Annotated in this window: 19 protein-coding genes; 5 read left to right on the top strand and 14 right to left on the bottom strand. The window is 56.0% G+C overall.

The genetic code is table 11. The annotated features are described in order from the left end of the window. Nucleotides 1-66: 66 nt before the first annotated feature. The 5 genes from QPL96_RS02590 to QPL96_RS02610 form a co-directional block, all read right to left on the bottom strand. The gene (locus QPL96_RS02590; RefSeq protein WP_303285380.1) at nucleotides 67-1,278 is read right to left on the bottom strand and encodes an argininosuccinate synthase; all 1,212 of its coding nucleotides are present in this window, start codon (nucleotides 1,276-1,278) and stop codon (nucleotides 67-69) included. Nucleotides 1,279-1,563: 285 nt separating this feature from the next. Further along, a complete protein-coding gene (gene fliS, locus QPL96_RS02595; protein ID WP_303285381.1) occupies nucleotides 1,564-1,962 on the bottom strand; it encodes a flagellar export chaperone FliS in 399 nt (132 codons plus the stop codon). Between the two features lie 36 nt (nucleotides 1,963-1,998). After that, on the bottom strand, nucleotides 1,999-3,990 hold the full coding sequence (gene fliD, locus QPL96_RS02600; RefSeq protein WP_303285382.1) for a flagellar filament capping protein FliD: 1,992 nt from the start codon (nucleotides 3,988-3,990) through the stop codon (nucleotides 1,999-2,001). A 250-nt stretch (nucleotides 3,991-4,240) separates the two neighbouring features. Then, complete coding sequence (locus tag QPL96_RS02605; RefSeq protein WP_303285383.1) at nucleotides 4,241-4,675, bottom strand: flagellar protein FlaG; 435 nt, start codon at nucleotides 4,673-4,675, stop codon at nucleotides 4,241-4,243. 70 nt (nucleotides 4,676-4,745) lie between these two features. Beyond that, the gene (locus QPL96_RS02610) at nucleotides 4,746-6,323 is read right to left on the bottom strand and encodes a flagellin (protein ID WP_303285385.1); all 1,578 of its coding nucleotides are present in this window, start codon (nucleotides 6,321-6,323) and stop codon (nucleotides 4,746-4,748) included. Nucleotides 6,324-6,708: 385 nt separating this feature from the next. Between QPL96_RS02610 and QPL96_RS02615 the strand changes: the two genes are divergently transcribed. Next, complete coding sequence (locus tag QPL96_RS02615) at nucleotides 6,709-8,313, top strand: flagellin (RefSeq protein ID WP_303285386.1); 1,605 nt, start codon at nucleotides 6,709-6,711, stop codon at nucleotides 8,311-8,313. A 72-nt stretch (nucleotides 8,314-8,385) separates the two neighbouring features. Here the strand turns inward: QPL96_RS02615 and QPL96_RS19415 are convergent, their stop codons facing one another. From QPL96_RS19415 to QPL96_RS02635, 5 genes are all read right to left on the bottom strand, one after another. Continuing rightward, nucleotides 8,386-8,484, bottom strand: a complete 99-nt coding sequence (locus QPL96_RS19415; protein WP_368388900.1) for a type II toxin-antitoxin system RelE/ParE family toxin — start codon at nucleotides 8,482-8,484, stop codon at nucleotides 8,386-8,388. Between the two features lie 154 nt (nucleotides 8,485-8,638). After that, nucleotides 8,639-8,914: a type II toxin-antitoxin system ParD family antitoxin gene (locus tag QPL96_RS02620; protein WP_303285387.1), complete on the bottom strand. Its 276-nt coding sequence runs from the start codon at nucleotides 8,912-8,914 to the stop codon at nucleotides 8,639-8,641. A 69-nt stretch (nucleotides 8,915-8,983) separates the two neighbouring features. Beyond that, nucleotides 8,984-9,160 carry a HepT-like ribonuclease domain-containing protein gene (locus QPL96_RS02625; protein WP_339754619.1) on the bottom strand — a complete coding sequence of 59 codons (177 nt, stop codon included), beginning with the start codon at nucleotides 9,158-9,160 and terminating at the stop codon, nucleotides 8,984-8,986. Between the two features lie 151 nt (nucleotides 9,161-9,311). Further along, the gene (locus QPL96_RS02630; protein WP_303285392.1) at nucleotides 9,312-9,635 is read right to left on the bottom strand and encodes a nucleotidyltransferase family protein; all 324 of its coding nucleotides are present in this window, start codon (nucleotides 9,633-9,635) and stop codon (nucleotides 9,312-9,314) included. A 94-nt stretch (nucleotides 9,636-9,729) separates the two neighbouring features. Next, the gene (locus QPL96_RS02635; protein WP_303285393.1) at nucleotides 9,730-10,785 is read right to left on the bottom strand and encodes a plasmid pRiA4b ORF-3 family protein; all 1,056 of its coding nucleotides are present in this window, start codon (nucleotides 10,783-10,785) and stop codon (nucleotides 9,730-9,732) included. A 191-nt stretch (nucleotides 10,786-10,976) separates the two neighbouring features. On the opposite strand from QPL96_RS02635, the gene QPL96_RS02640 reads away from it, so the two are divergent. Beyond that, nucleotides 10,977-11,216, top strand: a complete 240-nt coding sequence (locus QPL96_RS02640) for a type II toxin-antitoxin system Phd/YefM family antitoxin (protein ID WP_303285394.1) — start codon at nucleotides 10,977-10,979, stop codon at nucleotides 11,214-11,216. 1 nt (nucleotide 11,217) lies between these two features. After that, complete coding sequence (locus QPL96_RS02645) at nucleotides 11,218-11,604, top strand: type II toxin-antitoxin system VapC family toxin (RefSeq protein WP_303285395.1); 387 nt, start codon at nucleotides 11,218-11,220, stop codon at nucleotides 11,602-11,604. A 21-nt stretch (nucleotides 11,605-11,625) separates the two neighbouring features. Here QPL96_RS02645 and QPL96_RS02650 read toward each other — a convergent pair whose 3' ends face one another. Then, nucleotides 11,626-11,880 carry a BrnA antitoxin family protein gene (locus tag QPL96_RS02650; RefSeq protein ID WP_303285397.1) on the bottom strand — a complete coding sequence of 85 codons (255 nt, stop codon included), beginning with the start codon at nucleotides 11,878-11,880 and terminating at the stop codon, nucleotides 11,626-11,628. Further along, nucleotides 11,864-12,136, bottom strand: coding sequence for a BrnT family toxin (locus QPL96_RS02655; protein ID WP_303285398.1), 273 nt, complete (start codon nucleotides 12,134-12,136; stop codon nucleotides 11,864-11,866). Before QPL96_RS02655 ends, QPL96_RS02650 begins: the two co-directional genes overlap by 17 nt. A 202-nt stretch (nucleotides 12,137-12,338) precedes the next feature. Between QPL96_RS02655 and QPL96_RS02660 the strand changes: the two genes are divergently transcribed. Further along, nucleotides 12,339-14,339, top strand: a complete 2,001-nt coding sequence (locus QPL96_RS02660; protein ID WP_303285399.1) for a hypothetical protein — start codon at nucleotides 12,339-12,341, stop codon at nucleotides 14,337-14,339. 83 nt (nucleotides 14,340-14,422) lie between these two features. Beyond that, nucleotides 14,423-17,731, top strand: coding sequence for a DEAD/DEAH box helicase (locus tag QPL96_RS02665; RefSeq protein WP_303285401.1), 3,309 nt, complete (start codon nucleotides 14,423-14,425; stop codon nucleotides 17,729-17,731). Between the two features lie 69 nt (nucleotides 17,732-17,800). On the opposite strand, the gene sbcB is transcribed toward QPL96_RS02665, so the two are convergent. Beyond that, nucleotides 17,801-19,246: an exodeoxyribonuclease I gene (gene sbcB, locus QPL96_RS02670; RefSeq protein ID WP_303285402.1), complete on the bottom strand. Its 1,446-nt coding sequence runs from the start codon at nucleotides 19,244-19,246 to the stop codon at nucleotides 17,801-17,803. Between the two features lie 455 nt (nucleotides 19,247-19,701). Next, nucleotides 19,702-19,767, bottom strand: coding sequence for a hypothetical protein (locus tag QPL96_RS19420; protein WP_368388901.1), 66 nt, complete (start codon nucleotides 19,765-19,767; stop codon nucleotides 19,702-19,704). Nucleotides 19,768-20,232: the final 465 nt, after the last annotated feature.

The following is a 20,232-nucleotide window of genomic DNA, read 5'->3' on the forward strand; positions in this document are numbered from 1 at the left end:
AGATGAAAATGGGGTCAGAAGAACTTTTCTTCTGACCCCATTTTCATCTGACCCCAATTTCACGCCCTAAAGCTTGCGACCCTTGCCAGCCGCAATCCGAAGCCGCAGAGCATTCAGCTTGATAAAGCCTTCCGCATCCTTCTGATTGTACGCACCCTGATCTTCCTCGAAGGTGGCGATCTTCTCGTCAAACAGGGAATCCTCAGACTTACGGCCAACCACATCGACATTGCCCTTGTAGAGCTTCAGTCGAACCGTGCCGTTCACATAGCTCTGGGTCTGGTCGATCAGCGCCTGCAGCGCCTCACGCTCCGGCGACCACCAGTAACCGTTGTAGATCACCTCGGCGTAGCGCGGCATGATGCTGTCTTTCAGATGTGCGACTTCGCGGTCCAGGGTGATGGACTCAATGGCGCGGTGGGCGCGCAGCATGATGGTGCCACCCGGGGTTTCATAGCAGCCACGGGACTTCATGCCCACGTAGCGGTTCTCGACGATATCCAGGCGACCAATACCGTTCGCGCCGGCAACCTTGTTCAGGGTTTCCAGCACTTCATGCGCCTTCATCTCCTGGCCGTCGATGGCAACAATGTCGCCCTTCTCATAGGTCAGCTCAACGTAAGTCGGCGTGTCTGGTGCCGTTTCCGGAGAAACGCTCCAGCGCCACATATCTTCCTCGGCTTCCGCCCAGGGGTCTTCCAGATTGATGCCTTCGTAGGAGATGTGCAGCAGGTTGGCATCCATGGAGTAAGGGCTCTTGCCCTTCTTCTTCTCCACCGGAATATTGCGCTCGTCACAGTACTGGAGCAACTTCTCGCGGGAGTTCAGATCCCACTCCCGCCAGGGCGCAATCACCTTTACACCGGGCTTGAGCGCATAGGCGCCCAACTCAAAACGAACCTGATCGTTACCCTTACCGGTAGCGCCGTGAGAGATGGCATCTGCACCCGTTTCATTGGCGATGTCGATCAGACGCTTTGCAATCAGCGGGCGGGCAATGGATGTACCCAACAGGTACTCACCCTCGTAGATGGTGTTCGCGCGGAACATCGGGAACACGTAATCGCGCACAAACGCCTCGCGCAGATCCTCGATGTAGATTTCCTTCACGCCCAACGCCTCGGCCTTGGCGCGTGCCGGTTCCACTTCCTCGCCCTGGCCGATGTCGGCGGTGAAGGTCACCACCTCACAGTTATAGGTATCCTGCAACCACCGAACGATGACGGAAGTATCCAGGCCACCGGAATAGGCCAGCACCACCTTTTTGATATCAGACATGCCCTTGCTCCAGACTGAACAGAATGGATGGAAACGGAGGATGAACCCAGAGTGAGAGTGAAGGCGGGGTCAGATGAAAACTTCATCTGACCCCAATTTAGCCTCACCCCGGGGTATACCTCAATTTCTTGATCGAAATAAGGCGCACATTGTACGGAACTGCAGCGGGAATGGCTATTGGGCCGGGGGATAACGCAAACCAAGGATCAGGTGAACATGGGTCAGATGAAGTTTTCATCTGACCCCCTCTTCATGACCCATGTTCAGAGCAGCGGATTCGTCGCCTCAAACAGCCTGCTGCTGCCCAACAGCCTCTTCCCGAATCCCATCCCAGCCCTCCTTGATGGCACGAAGCAAATCGGCGACTTCATCCAGCTTGGCGACATCGTTTTTGGCATTCGCCTCGAACAGCGTGCGCTCCATATAGTCGTAGAGCCCTTCCAGCCGAACCGCCAGATCGCCACCTTTTTCAAAGTCCAGGAAGCTGCGAAGACCGCCAATGATTTCGATAGCCTTGGTGATCAGCTTACCCTTGCCTTCATAATCCTTCGCCTGCATGCGGGCCTTCGCCATGTTGATGCGTTCCAGAGCCCCGTTATAAAGCAGCTGGATAAGCTTGTGAGGATCCGCATCGGTGATGCTGGTTTGGGTGTTTACCCGCTGGTATGCCTGTAAACCGTTCATGCTAGACCTCTCTGTTCGCCAACCGGACCGGACCGGTCAGTTGTTGTTCCGGTTGTTTTGGGGTGCAAGCGCGGCAAGTTGCTGGCTTACGTAATCCTGGGTGCTGCTGAGCCGGGAAATCAGGGAGTCAGCAGCAGTGAACTGGCTGACCAAGCGCTCACGATAAGCTGCGATTCGTTCTTCCAGGCGGGTCTGGTTCTGCTGAATCTGCTCAAGTTCCCGATTCAGGCCTTCGGTACGCGATTCGATCACGCCGTCGGCGCCCACAAAGCTGGTCACCAGATCCACGGTGCGTTCGGCAACACCCTCAACAAACGTGATCGAACCTCGATTTCCGGTCTGATCCCCAAGTATACGGACCTGCAGGCCGGAAGCACCGCCGTTACCGCTCCCAAGGAACAGGACCTGCCCATCGCCTTCGGCAGTTCGGCCGTCAATAGTGCCAGCCACGTCGACGCCCAAAGAAGTCGAAACAGAATCCAGGCCGAAAGTGGCCGGATTTTCCGCCGAAGTGAGGGATACCGAAGACTCGCTCCCGTATTTCGCAGACCTGAAGTTCAGATTGCCGCTCGCATCAAGCTCAACCTGTACGGACGTGCCTGCCGCATTCAGGGCATTATTGCTATTCAGCTGGGACTGAATCTCATCCACCAAATCCTGAGCAGAGGCGTAGGTTTGCTGAGTCAACAGCAGACTAACGGACGTCTCACCATTGACTTGAAACGAGAGTTCATCGTTCGCTCCATCAATCGCAATGCCATCTGCAAGCGCGCTACCGGCGACAAGAGAACCCTGCGTTGCCGCCTGGGTAATGTTGATGCCGTATTTACCCGGGGCAGTATCAAGACCACTGCGCACAAACTCAACCTGGCCGTCTGTCGTGCGCCCCCGCTCCGCAAACAAAGCGGTAACATCATCCGGATTATTCTTGAGCTGCTCTTCAAACTTCGCCCGGTCAAACTCCAGACCGCCGGTCTCAAAGTTGGTGGTAATGCCCACATCCGCCAGACTGCGAACGCTGGAATTTTCCAGACCCGGCACAACGCGGGTCAGCACCTGGCGCAATTGGTTCTGAATCGACCGTACGGTGCTGTCGCCCGTCAACAAACTGCCCACGCCCGCCTCGGAATTAAAACCGGCAAGACTATCGATCGTGGACTGGAGGCTGTTGAATTTGTCGACAAAGCCCTGAACCCGATCCGCAACCGCACCAAAATCCTGCTGAACCTTGATAATGGAAGAGCCTGTGGCGGCAATATCAAACGTCAGCCCATCAATCACGTTCTCAAAGCTATTGGTGGAACGGGTAACTTCCACACCGTTGATTTCCATAACCGCATCTGAAGCAGCAATGGTTTCGCGCAGACCGGAATCCGCATCCATTCCGGTATTGAAGGCAAAGCGCGACAACCCCAGGTTATCGGTATCGGTTCCAACCGTGTCACCCAATACAGAAATACTGACGGCATTGGCGGTACCAGTCTCATCCGCGGAAAGAACCAGTTGGAAACCGTTGCCGGTATCAATCACACCCGCCGACACGCCGGCGTCGGCATCATTGATGGCATTCGCCAGCCCCTGAAGCGTGTCGTTGCTGCTATCAATGGTGAGGTTCGTGGTTTTGTCGCCAACATTCAGAGTCATCGCCCCCTGCCCGACGCTGGTTGCATCGCGGTCGGCAAACACATCGCGGGAAGCCAGCGCCTGCGCACCGGCGAGGCTGGTCACCGCCACGCTGTAGGTGCCCCGGCTGGCCCTGGTGCTGTCCACGGATACCGCGATGTCTTCATTGGAGGAACTGGCGGAAAAGGCCTTGAGGTTGTCCGGGGCACTGAGCTGGCGCATGGGCAACCGCAATTCGGTAACGGCGCTGCGCAGCTTTCCATAGGCGGAAATGAGAGCCTGGGTCTGTTCTGTCTTTTGAGTCAGCCGGTTTTCAGTAGGCGCGCGCTCTGCCTGCACCAGCTGATCTACCAGATCCGAGTTCAGAACGCCTGAACCAAGACCCAACGATGATATGTTTGCCATGCTCATACCTCCTCAAGGGGGGCAAAACCCGATTCTGATCAGTTTATCGGCAAAAGGCGGCAAAACTTTGCCTTTTTCTCACGCCGATTTGTAACACCGCGTAACAATCGGGAGTGGCCCGGGGTCAGAAGAAAGCCTTCTTCTGACCCCATTTTCAAACTCGCACCCAAAACGAAAACACCGCCAAACCCTAGAAGGTAAGGCGGTGCTGAAATACCGTCATTCTCATCAAAGTAAAAGCGGCATACCCTCACACTTTGATGTTAAACAACGTCAGCGGCTCATCCTGCTGCAAGTTTTCTGCCAACCTCAATGCTAGTTCATCCGGAATCTGGCGAATGACTTCTTTGGTCGACTGATCAACGACCTTCACGATCGTCTGACCAAGTTCATTATCCACCTCAAACTGCAAATCCCGCTGCACATTCTGAACAAAATCGTTCAGTTGACTAACCGCATCATCCAGTTGCTCCCGTGTAGCTTCGTTCCGAGCCTGCAGCTTCTCAGCTTTTGACGCCTCTGAAGTTACCTGGGAATTCTGAGTCTGGTTGACCGCGGCAGACGAACCAGCAAGGTCGGAGGCATTCCTGCCTTCGGACTGAGATGACGAAATTGCCCGAGCCGGTGCTTGCTCACTGGTACGAACCAGCTTCAGATCCGGGCTGTTCAGGTTAACGTCATTCATAGCTTTACCTCGCTATCCTCAAACGGCGTTAAGCCGGAACCCGAAGGTTCCGGCTGTTACCGCTAGCCCCTTACTGCAGGAGGGACAGAACCTGCTGCGGACGGGCGTTGGCCTGGGCCAGGACGGAGATGCCGGCCTGTTGCAATACCTGGGACTTGGACAGCTTCGCAGTTTCAGCGGCAAAGTCTGCGTCCAGGATGCGGCTGTTAGCGGCACTGAGGTTTTCCGCGGTGGATGCAATGTTAGAAATAGTGGACTCAAACCGATTTTGGACCGCACCCAGCTTAGCCCTTGAACTATTGATGCTGTCAAGAGCGGCGTCAATAGCCAATATGGCTTCATTGGCACCAGCTACGGTTGAGATATCGACAGTCGCCACTGACTTGGTAGTATCGACATTCAGAATATTCTGAGATGTAGCATCGAATCCAACAACAGCGGCCCCGGCAGTTATATTAACCAGCTCATTGGATTGCAGCGTAATGTCACCCCTGAAAGTGGCAGTATTATCGCCAGCGGTTACTGTCGCCGCACCACCAGTCGTCAGAATGGAATCCAGAGGGTCAGCCGTTCCTGTACCGCCATCAGCAACCCCGCTTACTGTTTCTTTCAGCTCAATATTGCCACCGGATGCGTTGGTAAAAGTCAATTCGTTGGTGGTGGCATTGAACGAAGCAGTAACTCCTGTTGTATCTGATTTTGCGTTTACCGCATTTTGAATGTCCGTTGCGGAAATTGTTTGGCTGGCGAAGGTAAGATCTTGAGAAAACACGTTCTCACCGTTAATCGCCAGAGCATAGGTTGCGGTGTCTCCTGCCTCATCGGCACCAAAACTTACAGCATTTGCGGAGCCAACGCTGATAGTTTGAGTGTTAGATGCAACGGCGCTAACGCCAGCATCACTTGCATTAATTGCAGCTGCCTTCGCAAATGCGCTGTCATTGGTTTCGCCCCTGGCCAACTCACCAGTAAAATCTGATGACGAAACAATGTTAGTGCCGTTTATTGTCACGTTGGTGCCATCAATCGGGTTGGAGTCAACACCAGCGTATGTGTCAGCGGTTGTTTCAGCTGTACCTGCTGTGGCAATTGTTGCTACACCTGAAACCGTGTTCGTGCCTTTCTCGTTTACAATTGAGCCAATCTGCGTTGTCCGTGCGCCATCGACAGTAACATTGATGGTCTGATTGGCATTGGCTCCTACCTGGAACTGTTGGGCAGTAAAGTTGCCATTCAAAAGCTTGGTGTTATTGAACTCGGTTGTAGTGGCAACCCGTTCAATTTCGCTTACCAACTGACTCACTTCTTCCTGCAGCGCTTGGCGATCTGAGGCGCTGTTGGTTGCGTTGGCTGATTGAACAGAAAGCTCGCGGATTCGCTGAAGAGAATTCGTGACTTCACCAAGCGCGCCCTCAGCAGTCTGCGCCAGAGAAATCCCGTCATTAGCGTTGCGCTGAGCCACATTCAGGCCTGAGATTTGAGCCTGAAAACGCGTAGAGATTGCCAGGCCCGCAGCATCATCTTTCGCGGAGTTGATCCTCAAACCGGAGGACAGACGCTCCAGCGCCTGATCGTTTAACTTCTGAGAATTGTTTAACTGATTTTGTGCAGACAGTGACGCAACGTTAGTGTTGATACTGAGAGCCATATTGCTTCTCCTTCGACGGAAGTCATTACTTCATGGAAAAGGTCTGGCGCCCGTTTTCAGTTTGGAAGCGCCGCCCTGTTACCTCAAATAACGGCGCTACATCCGATTGCTTTAGAAAAAAAACTAGCGTTTTTGTTAACAAATGTAAAACCGGCAATTCAGTTCCTTTTCCAGCGGCAGCACTTTGGCGCGTTAAAGGCCCCGTATATGGATACCGGTAATAGAAATTCTTTTAGAAACAGTCTCCTGAGTAAAAATACTGAAAACTGGCACACCCTTCGCTTATCACCCTGCAAAACGGCAAGTTAACGAATTTCAGCCGGCAAGGGTTCCCCTTCAAGATCGGGCACCAGGCTTCCGGCACTTCTTAGCAGGGAGAATTGATATGCCTCAGATCATTAACACCAACATTGCTTCGCTGAATGCACAGCGGAATCTCAATACGTCACAGCGGGAAGCCGATACTACGCTGCAGCGCCTGTCTTCGGGTTTGCGAATTAACTCTGCGAAGGACGATGCCGCCGGACTCGCCATCTCCGAGCGATTCACCAGCCAGGTGAAAGGTCTCAATCAGGCCATCCGGAACGCCAACGATGGCATTTCACTGTCCCAAGTTGCTGAGGGTGCGCTGGGCGAATCCGCCAATGCCCTCCAGCGCATCAGAGAACTTGCTGTCCAATCTGCTAACGCCACCAACTCCGGCTCGGATCGGAAAGCCCTGCAGGCCGAAGTGTCCCAACTGATCGAAGAAATCGACCGGATTGCCTCCGAAACTGAATTCAACGGATTGCGGATTCTTGACGGCAGTTATGTCACTCAACAATTCCAGGTTGGCGCAAATGCCAACCAGACCATCGGCGTCTCCATTGACGGCACCAAGGCCAACCAGATTGGCTCGGTAGTGGACGTCGCGGGTGAAGTTGCGCGAACCGGCGCGGAGACATTGGGTACGGCAACCGGCGGCTCGAATGGCGCTGCTCAAGCTGGTGTCACCGACTCAACCGGTGTTAGTGGCGCGGCGACGGGCACCTCCGTCATCATCAACGGAACCGTAGTGGCAGACTCAACACGGTTCGCAGGAACGCTCGCTGGCCAAGAAGCTGACAGCGCCTATGCAAAGGCCGCAGCCATTAATGGTAGTGCACTCGATGGTGTGAGCGCACTCGCCGAAACAGAGAAAAGTTTCACTGGGGTTGGCCCCGGCAGCAACTCCCTCGCCACCTTTACAGACCCTGCAGCTGAGGGCGACACGGCAACTTACAGCATCGACATCAATGGTGTAAAAGTCCTCGAGACTACGCTAGATACTGGTGATGGGATTTCTCTGGCGGACGCTGAAGCCGCAATCAACGAATTTAGCAGCCAAACAGGTGTTCGCGCAGAAATTGATACGTCTGGGCAGTTGGTACTCCGCGCAAAAGACGGCAGAAATATCGACATTGACGAAACCATGTCGATAACGGAAGGCGACACCACTAATACAGGAGCAGCCTCTAGCCTTGTATCAATTTTCCAGGATGGCTTCGACCAGACAGCCAACACGGATGCCTCCGTATCCAATAGTTTTCTTTACCGAGGTGAAGTCACCTTGCAGTCACTCGATAACGTAACTATTAACGGAGGCGGCGACATTATTGGCTTCGATCAAGCGCTTCTGAACGCTGACAAGACGCAGAACGTTGCGACAGTCGATATCTCCACAATCGAAGGTGCTAACAAGGCCCTCCTCGCCATGGACTCTGCACTGCAATCCATTAACAGCGTTCGGGCAGACCTCGGTGCTATCCAAAACCGCTTTGAGACTACCATCGCCAATCTTGGCACCACGTCCGAAAACCTGACCGCAGCTCGTTCTCGGATTCAGGATGCCGACTTCGCCGCGGAATCCGCCGAACTGGCCCGAACCCAGGTTCTCCAGCAGGCCGGCCTGTCGGTACTGGCCCAGGCCAACGCGAGGCCGCAGCAGGTGTTGCAGTTGCTGCAGGGATAACGTCGCTTAACCTGAACTGAGGAATCGAAACGGTCGGGCTAGAACCCGGCCGTTTTGGTTTTTGGGTGAGACCTATATTCTTAGCCAGTCTTCACGCTCGTGCCGCACCCTCACAATGAATATGTTGCACGAGTCTATTATTTGGTATACCGCGATATATGCCGACAGGATGTAATCTTACCGGCGGTGACAATTCCATGCGTTCCGGCGTGGAGAGCAGGTTTCGAGCAAGAAACTCAAAGCAAGCCTGCAATTTTGAGTGATACACGTCGGCCTGCATTTCACCAAAGTTTTCCAATCCATGGAGATAGAAATGATATCTTCTTCAGCCGTCCTGCTGAGAACGTAATTCATCGACTTCTCCATCCCTGGCTAAATGCTTTGCAGCAGCTCTTAGTTCATCCATTGAACGAGCCCCTTCTCCACTGGCGATTCCCGCCGAAACGAGAGCTTGTAACTGGTCGATTTTGTGTCGTCGGTCCTGATCTTTGCGGATCAGATCACAAACATAATCGCTGGTATTGGAATACCTACCGGATTCCGCCTGTTGCTCTGCCCAGGTTTTCATCGCATCGGGCAGGGATATATTCATTGTTGCCATGTTTAAGCCCTCCATTGGCGAGATTATGGCAAAGTTTGGCAAGACCCACATCAACACGGAATCGCAGAACTACAAATCCAGAATGAGGCCGACTTCTCTTGCGAGACCGCCAAGGTTCGATTCAACGACACCCCAGACTATTACTGGGTCCACTGTCGCATAGCCGTGGATAAGCACATTTCTAAACGCAATCATTTTCCGGCAATCAGTTATGGAATCAGCAAGTGCAGCATCCACTTTATGCAACTTCCCGATCGCCTCTCCAATTATTTCAAACTACCTTTCCACTGCCGACTGCAGCATTTCATCTTCGAAATACTCTGACTGCGATTTACCGGCAACGAATCGCTGAATTTTCTCAGCCGCAACTTTTATGTCGTACACATATTTCAGTGCCTCACGCTGCATAGAGCGACTGCCTTTCTTCCATTACCGCATCTCGAAAATAGGGGTTGGTCAACGAGGCCGTGCTTACGAGGTCGACTGGCCGGCAAAACAGAGCCTCAAGCTCTTCCTTTAGCCCGAAGTAGGATTCGGCCACGGCTATAGCGGACAGCTCCGGGTTAAAAGTAACCAGAAAATCCAGGTCGCTTGATTCGGAAAAACGGCCGGTGACAGCGGATCCGAAGACGAAAAGGGCGCTCACATTATACTTGCGGCAAAGATAATTCACCTCGCCTGATCGCTCTGTCAGGATATCTGGCAATCCGGAATTAGCCATTAACGCCCACTCCCTAGTTGCAACTAGCTTAACAGTTTAACCCACCCTCTGGAACCGCTCCAATTTGCGCCACACGTTTTGGCAGCGCCCGAAACTAAGCTCTAACAAACATCCCCTCAAACAACGCCGTCCGCCGCATCCTCTGCTCACCCTCACCCCGCAACCGTGCATGCTCAGGATCCAGCTCGATCAGGCCAAGTAGCTGGTACAGCGTCAACATTCTTGAGCGCATCGCAGATCGAGCCTGCTCCTCGGAGCGAATCGGAGAATACCTCGCCATCGGTGCCGCAACCCCCTCGCCACCAGCCTCAATCATGGCCTTGACCTGTTTGAGAGGCAGGTTTCCTTTGCCGGTGAGGCGGATGCCCTTGCCTTTCAATGCCTCAACCAGAACTTTCGCCATCCGGATGACCGGTGCGGTGTCGAGTTCGTGGTTTACGGCTTCGGCATTGATCAGCGGCTCGAACACAGAGGGGCAATTCAGCGGGTTCTGCAGCAGCTCATGGACCTGGCTGGGGCTAAGGCCGAAGAAGTTGCTGGCCGGCGGGGTATCGGATTCGGATTCTATTTCGGTAAACAGGGCATCCCGCTCGGCGAGTGCCTGGTTGATGTCATCAAGATCCACAAACTCCGGCTCGAACCACTCGCCACCCATCCATTCGCGTACTGCCACATGCTCCGGGTGAGCGGCATCTTCCATGACTTCCAGGAAGTCGTAGAATCCGGGCAAGCCACCGACATCCTCTGGCGGGCACTGGCGCACCGCTTTTATACAGCGGGGCAACGGCTCACCCTGATCGCCCGGCAGGACCTTTTCAAGCCGCACCTCATGCTCCCAGCTGTCGCCGAAATCATACTCATACGTCAGCGCCTGCCCTTCCTTGCTGAGCACAGCAGACACCGCCACCATGGTTTCATCCTGAAAATTCAGCATGCCATCGAAATCCTCCGCCGGATCACCAATCAACCGGCCATCACCCGCCCGAAACATATGCAGGTGACAGGCCTGCCAGCCCATCGCCAACTGAATAATCCGGTGAAGATCCTGAAACGTGGTATCCGGCGCAATCAGCAACCGGCGCCAGATCGGCGGCTGGGCCCCAAGAAGTGATACTTTGAGTTGGTAGGCTTTGTTGGCTGGCTGGGGCATAAGGGCTCCGATATTTTGGGATCCACTTCAGAGCAACAGATCTTTTTGAGCGGTATGCACAGTTTAGTTAATTTAGAAATTGGACGATATCCACTGGCAAATTCACCCGCAGCTCTTGTCATCTGCCTGGGTAGCTCAACCAGCTCGCCAATGATAGACTAAGCCCTATAAACTAAGCTAATGGAGCCAACATGGAATCCGTCAACATGCACGAAGCAAAAACCCGCCTGTCACAACTGGTTGCCCGCGCTGCCAAGGGCGAAGCATTCATCATCGCCAAAGCGGGGAAGCCGGTTGCCCGGGTAACGGCTTATGATTCCCCTGAAGAAAGCCAGCAAAAAAGGATTGGCTTTATGGCAGGTGAATTCACCGTGCCGGACGATTTTGACCGGATGGGCCAGGACGAAATAGCCGAGATGTTCGGAGGCTGAAGTGAACCTGCTTCTGGACACCCACATTCTTCTCTGGGCAGCCGCTGAGCCCGGCAAGTTGTCACCTGAAGCGACAGCGCTTATCAACGATGAGAACAACCGTTTATATTTCAGCGCTGCCAGCCTTTGGGAGGTTGTCATAAAAAATCGGCTGGGCCGGCCGGATTTTCGGGTTGATCCCCATTTGCTGAGGCGCGGCCTTGTCGATAACGGCTATTCGGAATTGCCGATCACCTCGCAACACACACTTGCGTTAAGCCACCTCCCGGATATTCACAAGGATCCCTTTGACCGGATTCTGGTCACCCAGGCAGAGACTGAGGGCTTTTTGTTAATCACCTCGGATAAGCTGGTGGCAGGCTACCAGGGGCCTGTGCGCTTGGTTTAGCCAGGCGCTGGTTTGCAACATTCAGCGCCTGTGAACCTGATTTTCCATATATTGCCTCAGCAACTTATTGATCCTCGTTTGATACCCCTTTCCCTGAGCTTTGAACCAGACCAGCACATCCTCGTCTATCCGAAGCGTTACAGGCTGCTTCGCCGGCACTCGCAGTTCGGCCTTTTCAAAGAAGGTCTCATCCAGTTCTGGTATATCACTGGTGTCGATCCGTTTGTCATCCTGTTCAGCCATTCGCTGCCAGTCTGTTTTAGATGTTCTGTTCATAAAGCCTCACCTCTCGCCGGGTTGCTTTCCGAGCTGAAATAATCCGGACAACGTCTCCGCATCTCTCCACGTATACAATCACCCCTATAAACTGTCGCATTAAACCCACAGCGACCCAACGTTCTTCATCATAGGCATACCGATCATCAATAGATGTCAGCATCGGGTGATTGAAAATATCGACGGCATCCATGAAGTCGATTCCATGCTTGCGGATGTTTTGGGCATTCTTCGCCTCATCCCATTCAAAACGCATTACACATCCTTGTATTTACATCTGTATGTACACGATACAATAATTCTTGATCAGCCCCAAGATGTTTCGAAAACCAATCTCACTGCCACCATATTGCCAAACTGGCACACCTTTCGCAGCACCTCTCCCAAACCCCGGCAATCCGTCAAAAAACTGCAGACCTTTGCCGCTTCCCATTGCGGCTGGTATTACGAGGTGTCCCATGCAAGCCAAGCATCAAGTTCCGGTATCCCAAACCCAACAGGCCCAGGTTGCCCGCCTGCTTCTGCAGGCCAACCTTGCCTACGGGGAATCCAACAGCAACGGCGTCAGCCATATCCGGCGGCTGAAGTCGCGGCAGGAATGCCGGGGGTATCTGAACGAGGCGCTGGCTCTTGAGCCGACGAACGCTGGCGCTCTGGGCCTGCTTGGGCGGGTGGAGATAGACGACGGGCAGTTTGAGAAGGCGCATAAGCTGTTCAACGCCAGCCTGGATCATCAGCCGGGGCAGGCACAGCAGTATTGCAACCTGGGTTACTGGGCCCTGAAAACCGAACGCCCGGCGCTGGCGGAGCGGTATTTCCTGCAGGCCCTGGACTGCGACCGGCAATCCGCCGCCGCTTTCTGTGGTATCGCCCATGCCAAACGCTCGCTGGGCCAGTTTGATGTGGCCTACCTGCACTACCGCAAGCTGCTGGAAACCGGGGCCAAATGGGAGTCTGTGTACAGCGGCATGCTGACCTGCGCCCAGCATCTGGAAGTCAACAAGGCGGATTCAGCCCTGGCCCGGGATGCCATTGCCCTGCTCCAGCGGGAGGGTTTGCCGCACCAGGAACTGGGCAGGTTTGTCGGCGCGATCATTCACCAGCAGTACGATCTGGATAATCCGAACGCGCAGATTTTCCTGGAAGCCGCCAGTGAGGATGAACTGCTGATCCTTGCCCTCCGGAAAACCCTGATGCCCAATCCGGCGGTGGAAGAACTGATTACCCTGCTGCGCCGCGCCATTATTGCCGAAGTCGCGCAAGCCGTTGAACTTCGGGATGAGCTACAACGCCTGGCCCTGGCCATTGCAGAGTATGCGGACAGAACCGGCCATGCCCTGGCCGCTAACGATGATGAAGAGCGCCTGGTTGCCGCCATCAACGACAGCCTCCAGGCCCAGTTTGCCCTTGGGGAGGAACAGGATGCGCTGATTGGCTCTTTGATAATCAGCGCCATGTACGGCGCCCTCTTCCACCAGACCTTTGCCGTCCAGCTTGGCCAGTGGAACCTGGTGGACTGGCCCCTGGCGCTGCAACCGGTCCTGGCCGCCAGCTACTACGACAGGGCGCAAGAAGAGGCTATCAAGCAGAACTTCGATGAGAAAGCCGAAGAGCTCTGCCTGGACAAAACCGACGTGCCCCAGGCATGGCCTGCCTGGTCGCAGCTGGCCTACCGCACCGAAAGCAGCCTGAAAACCCTGATGGCAACAGAACTGGGGCTGGCCACCGACAACCTCCCGGCCACCCTGCGCATCATGGTCTGCGGTGCCCAGTCCGGCCAGCGCGCCATGGAGTTGGCCAGTTACCTGGACGATGTGGAAGTGATCGCGGTGGACGAATCCCTGGCTAACATCGCCAAGGCCACCCGCGTGGCCAATGACATGGGCCGGGACAACATCGTGTTCTGGCCCTGGTCCATTGCCCAGCGTTTCGTGGCCGATGGCCACCAGGTGCACTGGATTGAAGTCGGCCGCCTGCCCTCACCGGCGATGACTACTCTTTCTTTGGCAGCCCTCGTTAACGAAGCCACCGGCTCCGGTGCCGTTGTTCACATACACACGGCCGTTGCCGAACAAACCAGCGGTGACAAACAGATTCGCAAGCTGGTCAGCGAGCACAAGCTCCAACCCACCCGCCAGGCCCTGCGCCAACTCCGCCGGATGGTTCTGGCCAACCGGAAGGATGCCACCTGGCAGGAACTGACTGCCGACGCCGATTTCTACAGCCTCGGCGGCTGCCGGGACAGATGGTTCCGGCCCCAGGATACCGCCCAGTTAAAAGAACTGATGGCGATGGTCAGCAATGAAGTGGAATGGAAGCTGGTTAAGGCCCGGGATATCGACGGCCACAGCCTGGCGACCGGGCCGGTTCAGAAGCAGATTCAGGCGGAGGCGCTGGGAAGTGAGGTACAGAGCCTGATGGGGCAGAATCTGAGTGTTTATTTCCAGCGCAGAAGATGAGGTGAAAGGCCGGCCGTCGCGGCACTGCGGCCGGCCTTTCACCAATCCGGGCATTGAGCCGCACACAGCTTTCGGTTAGCGTAGTGCCTCCCGATTCTGCACTACAGCGCGACATTATGCTGATCGACAACCACACCCTCACCGAGATTTTCGACACCAACACCCTGCAGCGGGGCAAACGCTATTTTGCCCAGAGCCGGGTACAGGACCTGACTCTCAATATCGAAGGCATGAGCATTCAGGTGTTGCGGGCGAAGGTTATCGGCAGCCAGCACCAGGCCTACCGTACGGAGGTACGGTTTGATCGTTACACGCCCTACAGGGTCGACACCTACTGCAGTTGCCCTGTGGGCTTTCAATGTAAACATGCCGCGGCGGTTATCCTGCAGGCCAATTACGAGCAGTCGCAGGTGGATGCGCAGAAGGCGGAGGGCCACCGGAACAGGGCAACGGGACACACGGCGGAAACCTGGCTGGCGCGGCTTGCTTCAGCCGCGGATCCGGCTCCCAAGGCCGCCAGCCCCGAGTGCCTGGTGTACATCATCACTGCGTACACCAGCCTGAAGCGCCTTTCGGTTTCGGTTCGGAAGGTCCGGGCCCGTAAATCCGGTGGTTACTCCCAGGGTTCCGTCAGCACGGTCTGGGGCCGGACCACACTGGAATATGATCGCCCCAAATACCTGCAGGACAGCGATATCGCGCCGCTTACCTGGCTGGAGGCCGCCCCCACATCCTACCGCTCCGACCCCTTGCTGGAAGGAACGACCGGCGCTTATTTTCTGGAAACCGCCATGAAAACCGGGCGCCTGTTCCTTGAGTCCGCCAGCAATCCGCCACTGCAGCCCGGGGATGCCATCAAGACCGGTTACGAGTGGCAGCAATTACCAGGCGACCGGCACTGGCAGCTGGTGCCAAGGGAGCTACCACCACAGGTCGCGGTGCTCAACACCAACCCGCCACTGTATCTGGATTCCGAAACGCACTGCATTGGGCCGGTTCACAGCGCGCTCTCGCCAGAAGTCAGCGACCTGCTGGAGCAATGTCCGCCTTTAACCGAAGAACAGCTGCAGGAGGCCCTGCCGGATCTGACACCGTTACTGGAGCAAGCCCGCGCCCCGCTTCCCGAGTCGTTCAGGGCGCCGGAAATGATCAAAGCCGACCCGCAGCCCATTTTGCAACTTTACAGCGTGGATGATCCATCGCCCGGCGCGCAGGTACCCATGCTGCTTGCGCGCCTGCGGTTTAGCTACCAGGGCTATCAGGTTGGCTATGCCGAGCAGCAGCCCCGGGTTCTCCAGCAGGCATCGGAAGGCCCGGTACTGATCATCCGCGATAAAGACCAGGAGGCCGGCTTCCTGCACCACGGCCTGCCCGGCTTCCAGTTCGCCAGCATCCTTGCCGATGAACAGGGCGAGCGTGCCCTGAACCAATTACCCGGTTCCGCCTTGTTGGATTTTACCCTGCCAACCCGGAAAGCCTGGCTCGATTTCATCGCCTATCAGTTACCACAGCTCCACGCCGAAGGCTGGCAGATTGAAATGGATGAGAGCTTCGATCTGCCAGTGGTGGAGGCGGACGAGTTGCAGGGCAGCCTGCGCCCGGACGACGACGCGCAGGGCTGGTTTGAGGTTGAGCTGGGCATAAACTTCAACGGCACCAAAATAGACCTGATCCCCCTGCTGCACCAGGCTCTGGCATACATTCCCGTTCACATCGAAGGCAATCAGGAGAGTACCGATGATCTGCCGGAGATCCTCTGGCTGCATAATGGCGAAACCCTGATCCGAATCCCCTCCGAGCGGATCAAACCACTGGTACAAACACTCCTGAGCCTGTTTGGACAGGAAACCAACGGCAAGTTCAGACTACCCCGACTCGACGCAGCGCAAGTCATGGGCAGCACCCGGGCCGACTGGGACAGCAGTGAAGAACTCAAGGCGCTGGGCAGAAAACTGACCAGCTTCCAGGCTCTGGAAGACGTACTGCCGCCCAGCGAACTCAATGCCCGGCTCCGCCATTACCAGCAGGATGGCCTCAACTGGCTGCAGTTTCTGCGGGAATTTGGCCTCGGGGGCATACTGGCAGACGACATGGGCCTGGGCAAAACCCTGCAGACCCTGGCGTGCATTCAGGTTGAGAAGTCTGCCGGCCGGCTGAAAGCGCCTGCCCTGGTAGTCTGCCCAACGACCCTGATTGCGAACTGGCAATCGGAAGCGAAAAAGTTCGCACCAGAGCTGAAACTTCTGATCCTCCACGGCAGCCACCGCAAACCACTGTTCGAACAGATTCCCGGGGCCGACCTGGTGATTACCAGTTATCCACTACTACCCCGGGATATCGAACAGCATAAGGCGCAAGGCTACAGCCTGGCCTTCTTTGACGAAGCCCAATACCTCAAGAATCCTGCTACCGCTTTGGCCAAAGCCACTCGCAAACTGCCGGCGGAAAACCGGATCGCCCTCACCGGCACCCCCATGGAAAACCACCTGGGCGAGCTCTGGGCCCTGTTTGATCTGATCCTGCCCGGGTACCTGAGCGACCAGAAGACGTTCCGTGACTACTACCGCAAGGCCATCGAAGAAAACGGTGACGCCAGCCGCCAGGCCGAACTCAGCCGCCGCGTGCGCCCGTTCATGCTGCGGCGCACCAAAGACCAGGTAACACCGGAACTGCCCCGGAAAACAGAAATCATCCGCCACGTGGAACTGAACCGGGAACAGCGGGACCTCTACGAAACCGTGCGCGCCAGCATGGACAAACGCATTCGCCAGCTCCTGGCCAGCAAAGGTGCTGCCCGCAGCCAGATCGAAATTCTCGATGCCCTGCTCAAACTCCGCCAGATCTGCTGCCACCCGGCCCTGCTGAACAGCGAAAGTAACGCCGGTTCCGCCAAGATGGAGTACCTGCTGGAGATGATCTGCGAATTACTGGAAGAGGGCCGGCGGATCATTCTGTTTTCCCAGTTCACCAGCATGCTCGCACTGATAGAAACCGCGCTGGAGTCTGCCGGCATCCGTTACGAAAAACTCACCGGCCAGACCCGGGACCGTGCCACCCCCGTTAAAAGATTCCAGAACGGAGACAGTCCGGTTTTCCTGATCAGCCTGAAAGCCGGCGGCACCGGCCTCAACCTCACCGCCGCCGACTGCGTGATTCATTACGACCCCTGGTGGAACCCAGCCGTAGAGCAACAAGCCACCGACCGCGCCTGGCGCATCGGCCAGGACAAACCGGTATTCGTGTATCGCCTTATCAGCGAGGGAACGGTAGAGGAGCGCATCCAGGCCCTCCAGGCCCGCAAGAGCCGGCTGGCCGACGGCCTCTATGGAAAACCCGGCAGCTTTGCCTCGGCGCTGACAGCCGATGACATCACCGTGCTTTTTGAGAGATAAAATTGGGGTCAGATGAAAACGGGGTCAGATGAACTTTTCATCTGACCCCGTTTTCATCTGACCCCACCTTCAGACATAGGGAATCAAAGACTCCCCGTACACATGCAAGTCCTCCAGCACCTGCCGCCTCTCCGGCGTCAATTCCGGATCCGCCGCCAGGCGCTGTAGTTCCCGGGCGTAGGCCTCGAAAGATCGCCAGCCCCTCTTCGGGTGCATCAACCGTTGACTACGAAACGCCTCCCAACGCTCGAGCTCTTCACCCATCAAGGTGCCCGGGTAATTTCTGGCCCGGTAGCGGAACAGCAGTTCCTGCAGGCGATCATCCTCGAAAGTCACATCCAGCTCACCCAGGGTATCCACCGGCTGTTCCAGCACCCGGTTCAGCTTGTCCCGGTCGGTCTTGCTGATAAAGCCGCCGGCGTAAAGCTGTTCGTCCGGATCGGTGAGGTCGCTTTCGTGGGGCTGGTCAAAGGCTTCGGCAATCCTGCGCGGAAGGTCCGGCGCCTTGCGCAGCATGGCCAGATTGGCCCGCAGGGTATCGCCATCGAGTTCCAGTTCGTCCAGCCGCTCCGGAGAAAGGGAGGAAAGCATGGTCGCCGGCGCCAGCACCGGGCATTTGTTCAACTGCACGCCTTTCAGCGGAAAGCGGCTCACGCCCTCCCCCAGTTCCGCCCGGGAAGTAAACACCCGCTCACGAATCTGCTCAGGAGTAGCGTTGATCAGCTCGCCGGGGCCTTCCCGCAGGTCGTACACAATCACCAGGTTCTTGTTGGTGGGGTGGTCAGCCACCGGAGCAACCAGGGCACAGCATCCACGGGTCGCCGGGTACTTGGCGGATATGTGGAAAACCGGTTTCATGTTGGCGGTGTCGAGCATGGCCCGGGCGGAGTGCTTGTCTTTGTTCTGCAGCACGAAATCAAACAGCCTGGGTTGCTTTTCCTTGATCAGCCTCGCCAACGCAATCGTCGCCTCCACATCCGACATGGCATCGTGGGCGGCTTCATGGGTGATCCCGTTGGTGGCCGTCAGCGCCTCGAGTTTGAAACTGGGGCTGCCGTCTTCCTTACGGGGCCAGTTGATGCCTTCCGGGCGCAGGGCATAGGTCAGGCGCACCATATCGATGATGTCCCAGCGGGAATTGCCGTTCTGCCATTCCCGGGCGTAGGGATCGCGCAGGTTCCGGTACAGGGTGTGGCGGGTTACTTCGTCGTCGAAACGCAGGCTGTTATAGCCCACCACACAGGTGCCGGGCTGGCTGAAGGCTTCGTTGATCCGGGCGATGAACTCCGCCTCAGGGAACCCGTTTTCCAGTGCCTTCTGCGGGGTAATGCCAGTTATCAGGCAGGCTTCGGGTGCTGGCAGGTAATCGTCCGCCGGCTTGCAGTATAGAACCAGCGGATCTTCGATGATATTCAGATCCGCGTCCGTCCGCACTCCGGCAAACTGGGAAGGCCTGTCATGAACCGGATCCACACCGAAGGTTTCGTAATCGTGCCAGTAAAAAGAGCGAATCAAGGGATTAAACTCCTGCCAAATAGGGTTCCAACTGGCGGGAGTTTAGCATCTAGAACAGCCGGGTACCCATATCCTCCCGGTGGGTCTGCAATCGCGGCACGCCCTGGTTGATCAACTGACTCATATCCACCTTCATGCTCGTGGGCAGATTGATAAACACGCCCTTGCCGGCATTGATTACGTTCGTGCCGTCCGGGCTTTGCCACTCAACACCCTCTCGCTGGAAGCCGATAAAGAAGTCGCTGGTGAAGCCCGTCGTGCCATCCGCGCTTTCCTGGCCCACAAACAGTGACTGCAACTGGGCCAGAGGCGCACAGTTGATGCCCTGGGCGCAATCGGCCGAACCATCGTTTATGCCAATATAACTGGCCCGATAGTTGGTGGCCTGGGAATTCTGGTCAAATAGTGTGGCGTCAAATTCGGTACCGCTATCATCAACAAGCGTGAGCCCGATATCACCACTGAAACTGCTGGTCAGTGAAGAGACAGATCCCCGTGCCTGCCCGAACCCCATGCGGAATCCGGAGAGCCTGCCCTCGGCCGGGTCTTCCGCCAGCTCGATGTAGGGCTGGAACGCTTCGAAAGGCACCGTGTCACCGGCATTGTAAGCGCGGCCGTTATACTGAACGCCGTCATTACGGGCAATGTGCCCCAGGGCCACATGCTGCGCCGCGAAGTCCACTCCGCCGCCGATCTCACCGGCTTTCACCTCGTCCACATTCATCCGGGTTTCCACATCCATGCTCAGCGTCATCCGCGTGAACTGGTGGGGATCTCCCGGTATGTTCTCGATCTTAATAAAACCCTGCCCGGTCACCTCACCCATTGTTTCGTCTGAAATGGGTTTCAGCTCGGCCTGGGCAACGGGCGCAATACCCAGGCAGAACAGGGTGACGGCAGCGTATCCATACGCCTGCTGTCTCATATAGTTGGGTCTCTGAAAAACCATTATTATTTTATCTGCCGACGACACACTATAAACAAGG

The organism is Marinobacter sp. SS8-8, assembly GCF_030540945.1.
Classification (GTDB): domain Bacteria; phylum Pseudomonadota; class Gammaproteobacteria; order Pseudomonadales; family Oleiphilaceae; genus Marinobacter.

What these genes read in the sequence shown, in the direction of transcription:
- QPL96_RS02590 (WP_303285380.1), bottom strand. Translation starts at nt 1,278, where the DNA reads ATGTCTGATATCAAAAAGGTGGTGCTGGCCTATTCCGGTGGCCTGGAT.
- fliS (WP_303285381.1), bottom strand. Translation starts at nt 1,962, where the DNA reads ATGAACGGTTTACAGGCATACCAGCGGGTAAACACCCAAACCAGCATC.
- fliD (WP_303285382.1), bottom strand. Translation starts at nt 3,990, where the DNA reads ATGGCAAACATATCATCGTTGGGTCTTGGTTCAGGCGTTCTGAACTCG.
- QPL96_RS02605 (WP_303285383.1), bottom strand. Translation starts at nt 4,675, where the DNA reads ATGAATGACGTTAACCTGAACAGCCCGGATCTGAAGCTGGTTCGTACC.
- QPL96_RS02610 (WP_303285385.1), bottom strand. Translation starts at nt 6,323, where the DNA reads ATGGCTCTCAGTATCAACACTAACGTTGCGTCACTGTCTGCACAAAAT.
- QPL96_RS02615 (WP_303285386.1), top strand. Translation starts at nt 6,709, where the DNA reads ATGCCTCAGATCATTAACACCAACATTGCTTCGCTGAATGCACAGCGG.
- QPL96_RS02620 (WP_303285387.1), bottom strand. Translation starts at nt 8,914, where the DNA reads ATGGCAACAATGAATATATCCCTGCCCGATGCGATGAAAACCTGGGCA.
- QPL96_RS02630 (WP_303285392.1), bottom strand. Translation starts at nt 9,635, where the DNA reads ATGGCTAATTCCGGATTGCCAGATATCCTGACAGAGCGATCAGGCGAG.
- QPL96_RS02635 (WP_303285393.1), bottom strand. Translation starts at nt 10,785, where the DNA reads ATGCCCCAGCCAGCCAACAAAGCCTACCAACTCAAAGTATCACTTCTT.
- QPL96_RS02640 (WP_303285394.1), top strand. Translation starts at nt 10,977, where the DNA reads ATGGAATCCGTCAACATGCACGAAGCAAAAACCCGCCTGTCACAACTG.
- QPL96_RS02650 (WP_303285397.1), bottom strand. Translation starts at nt 11,880, where the DNA reads ATGAACAGAACATCTAAAACAGACTGGCAGCGAATGGCTGAACAGGAT.
- QPL96_RS02655 (WP_303285398.1), bottom strand. Translation starts at nt 12,136, where the DNA reads ATGCGTTTTGAATGGGATGAGGCGAAGAATGCCCAAAACATCCGCAAG.
- QPL96_RS02660 (WP_303285399.1), top strand. Translation starts at nt 12,339, where the DNA reads ATGCAAGCCAAGCATCAAGTTCCGGTATCCCAAACCCAACAGGCCCAG.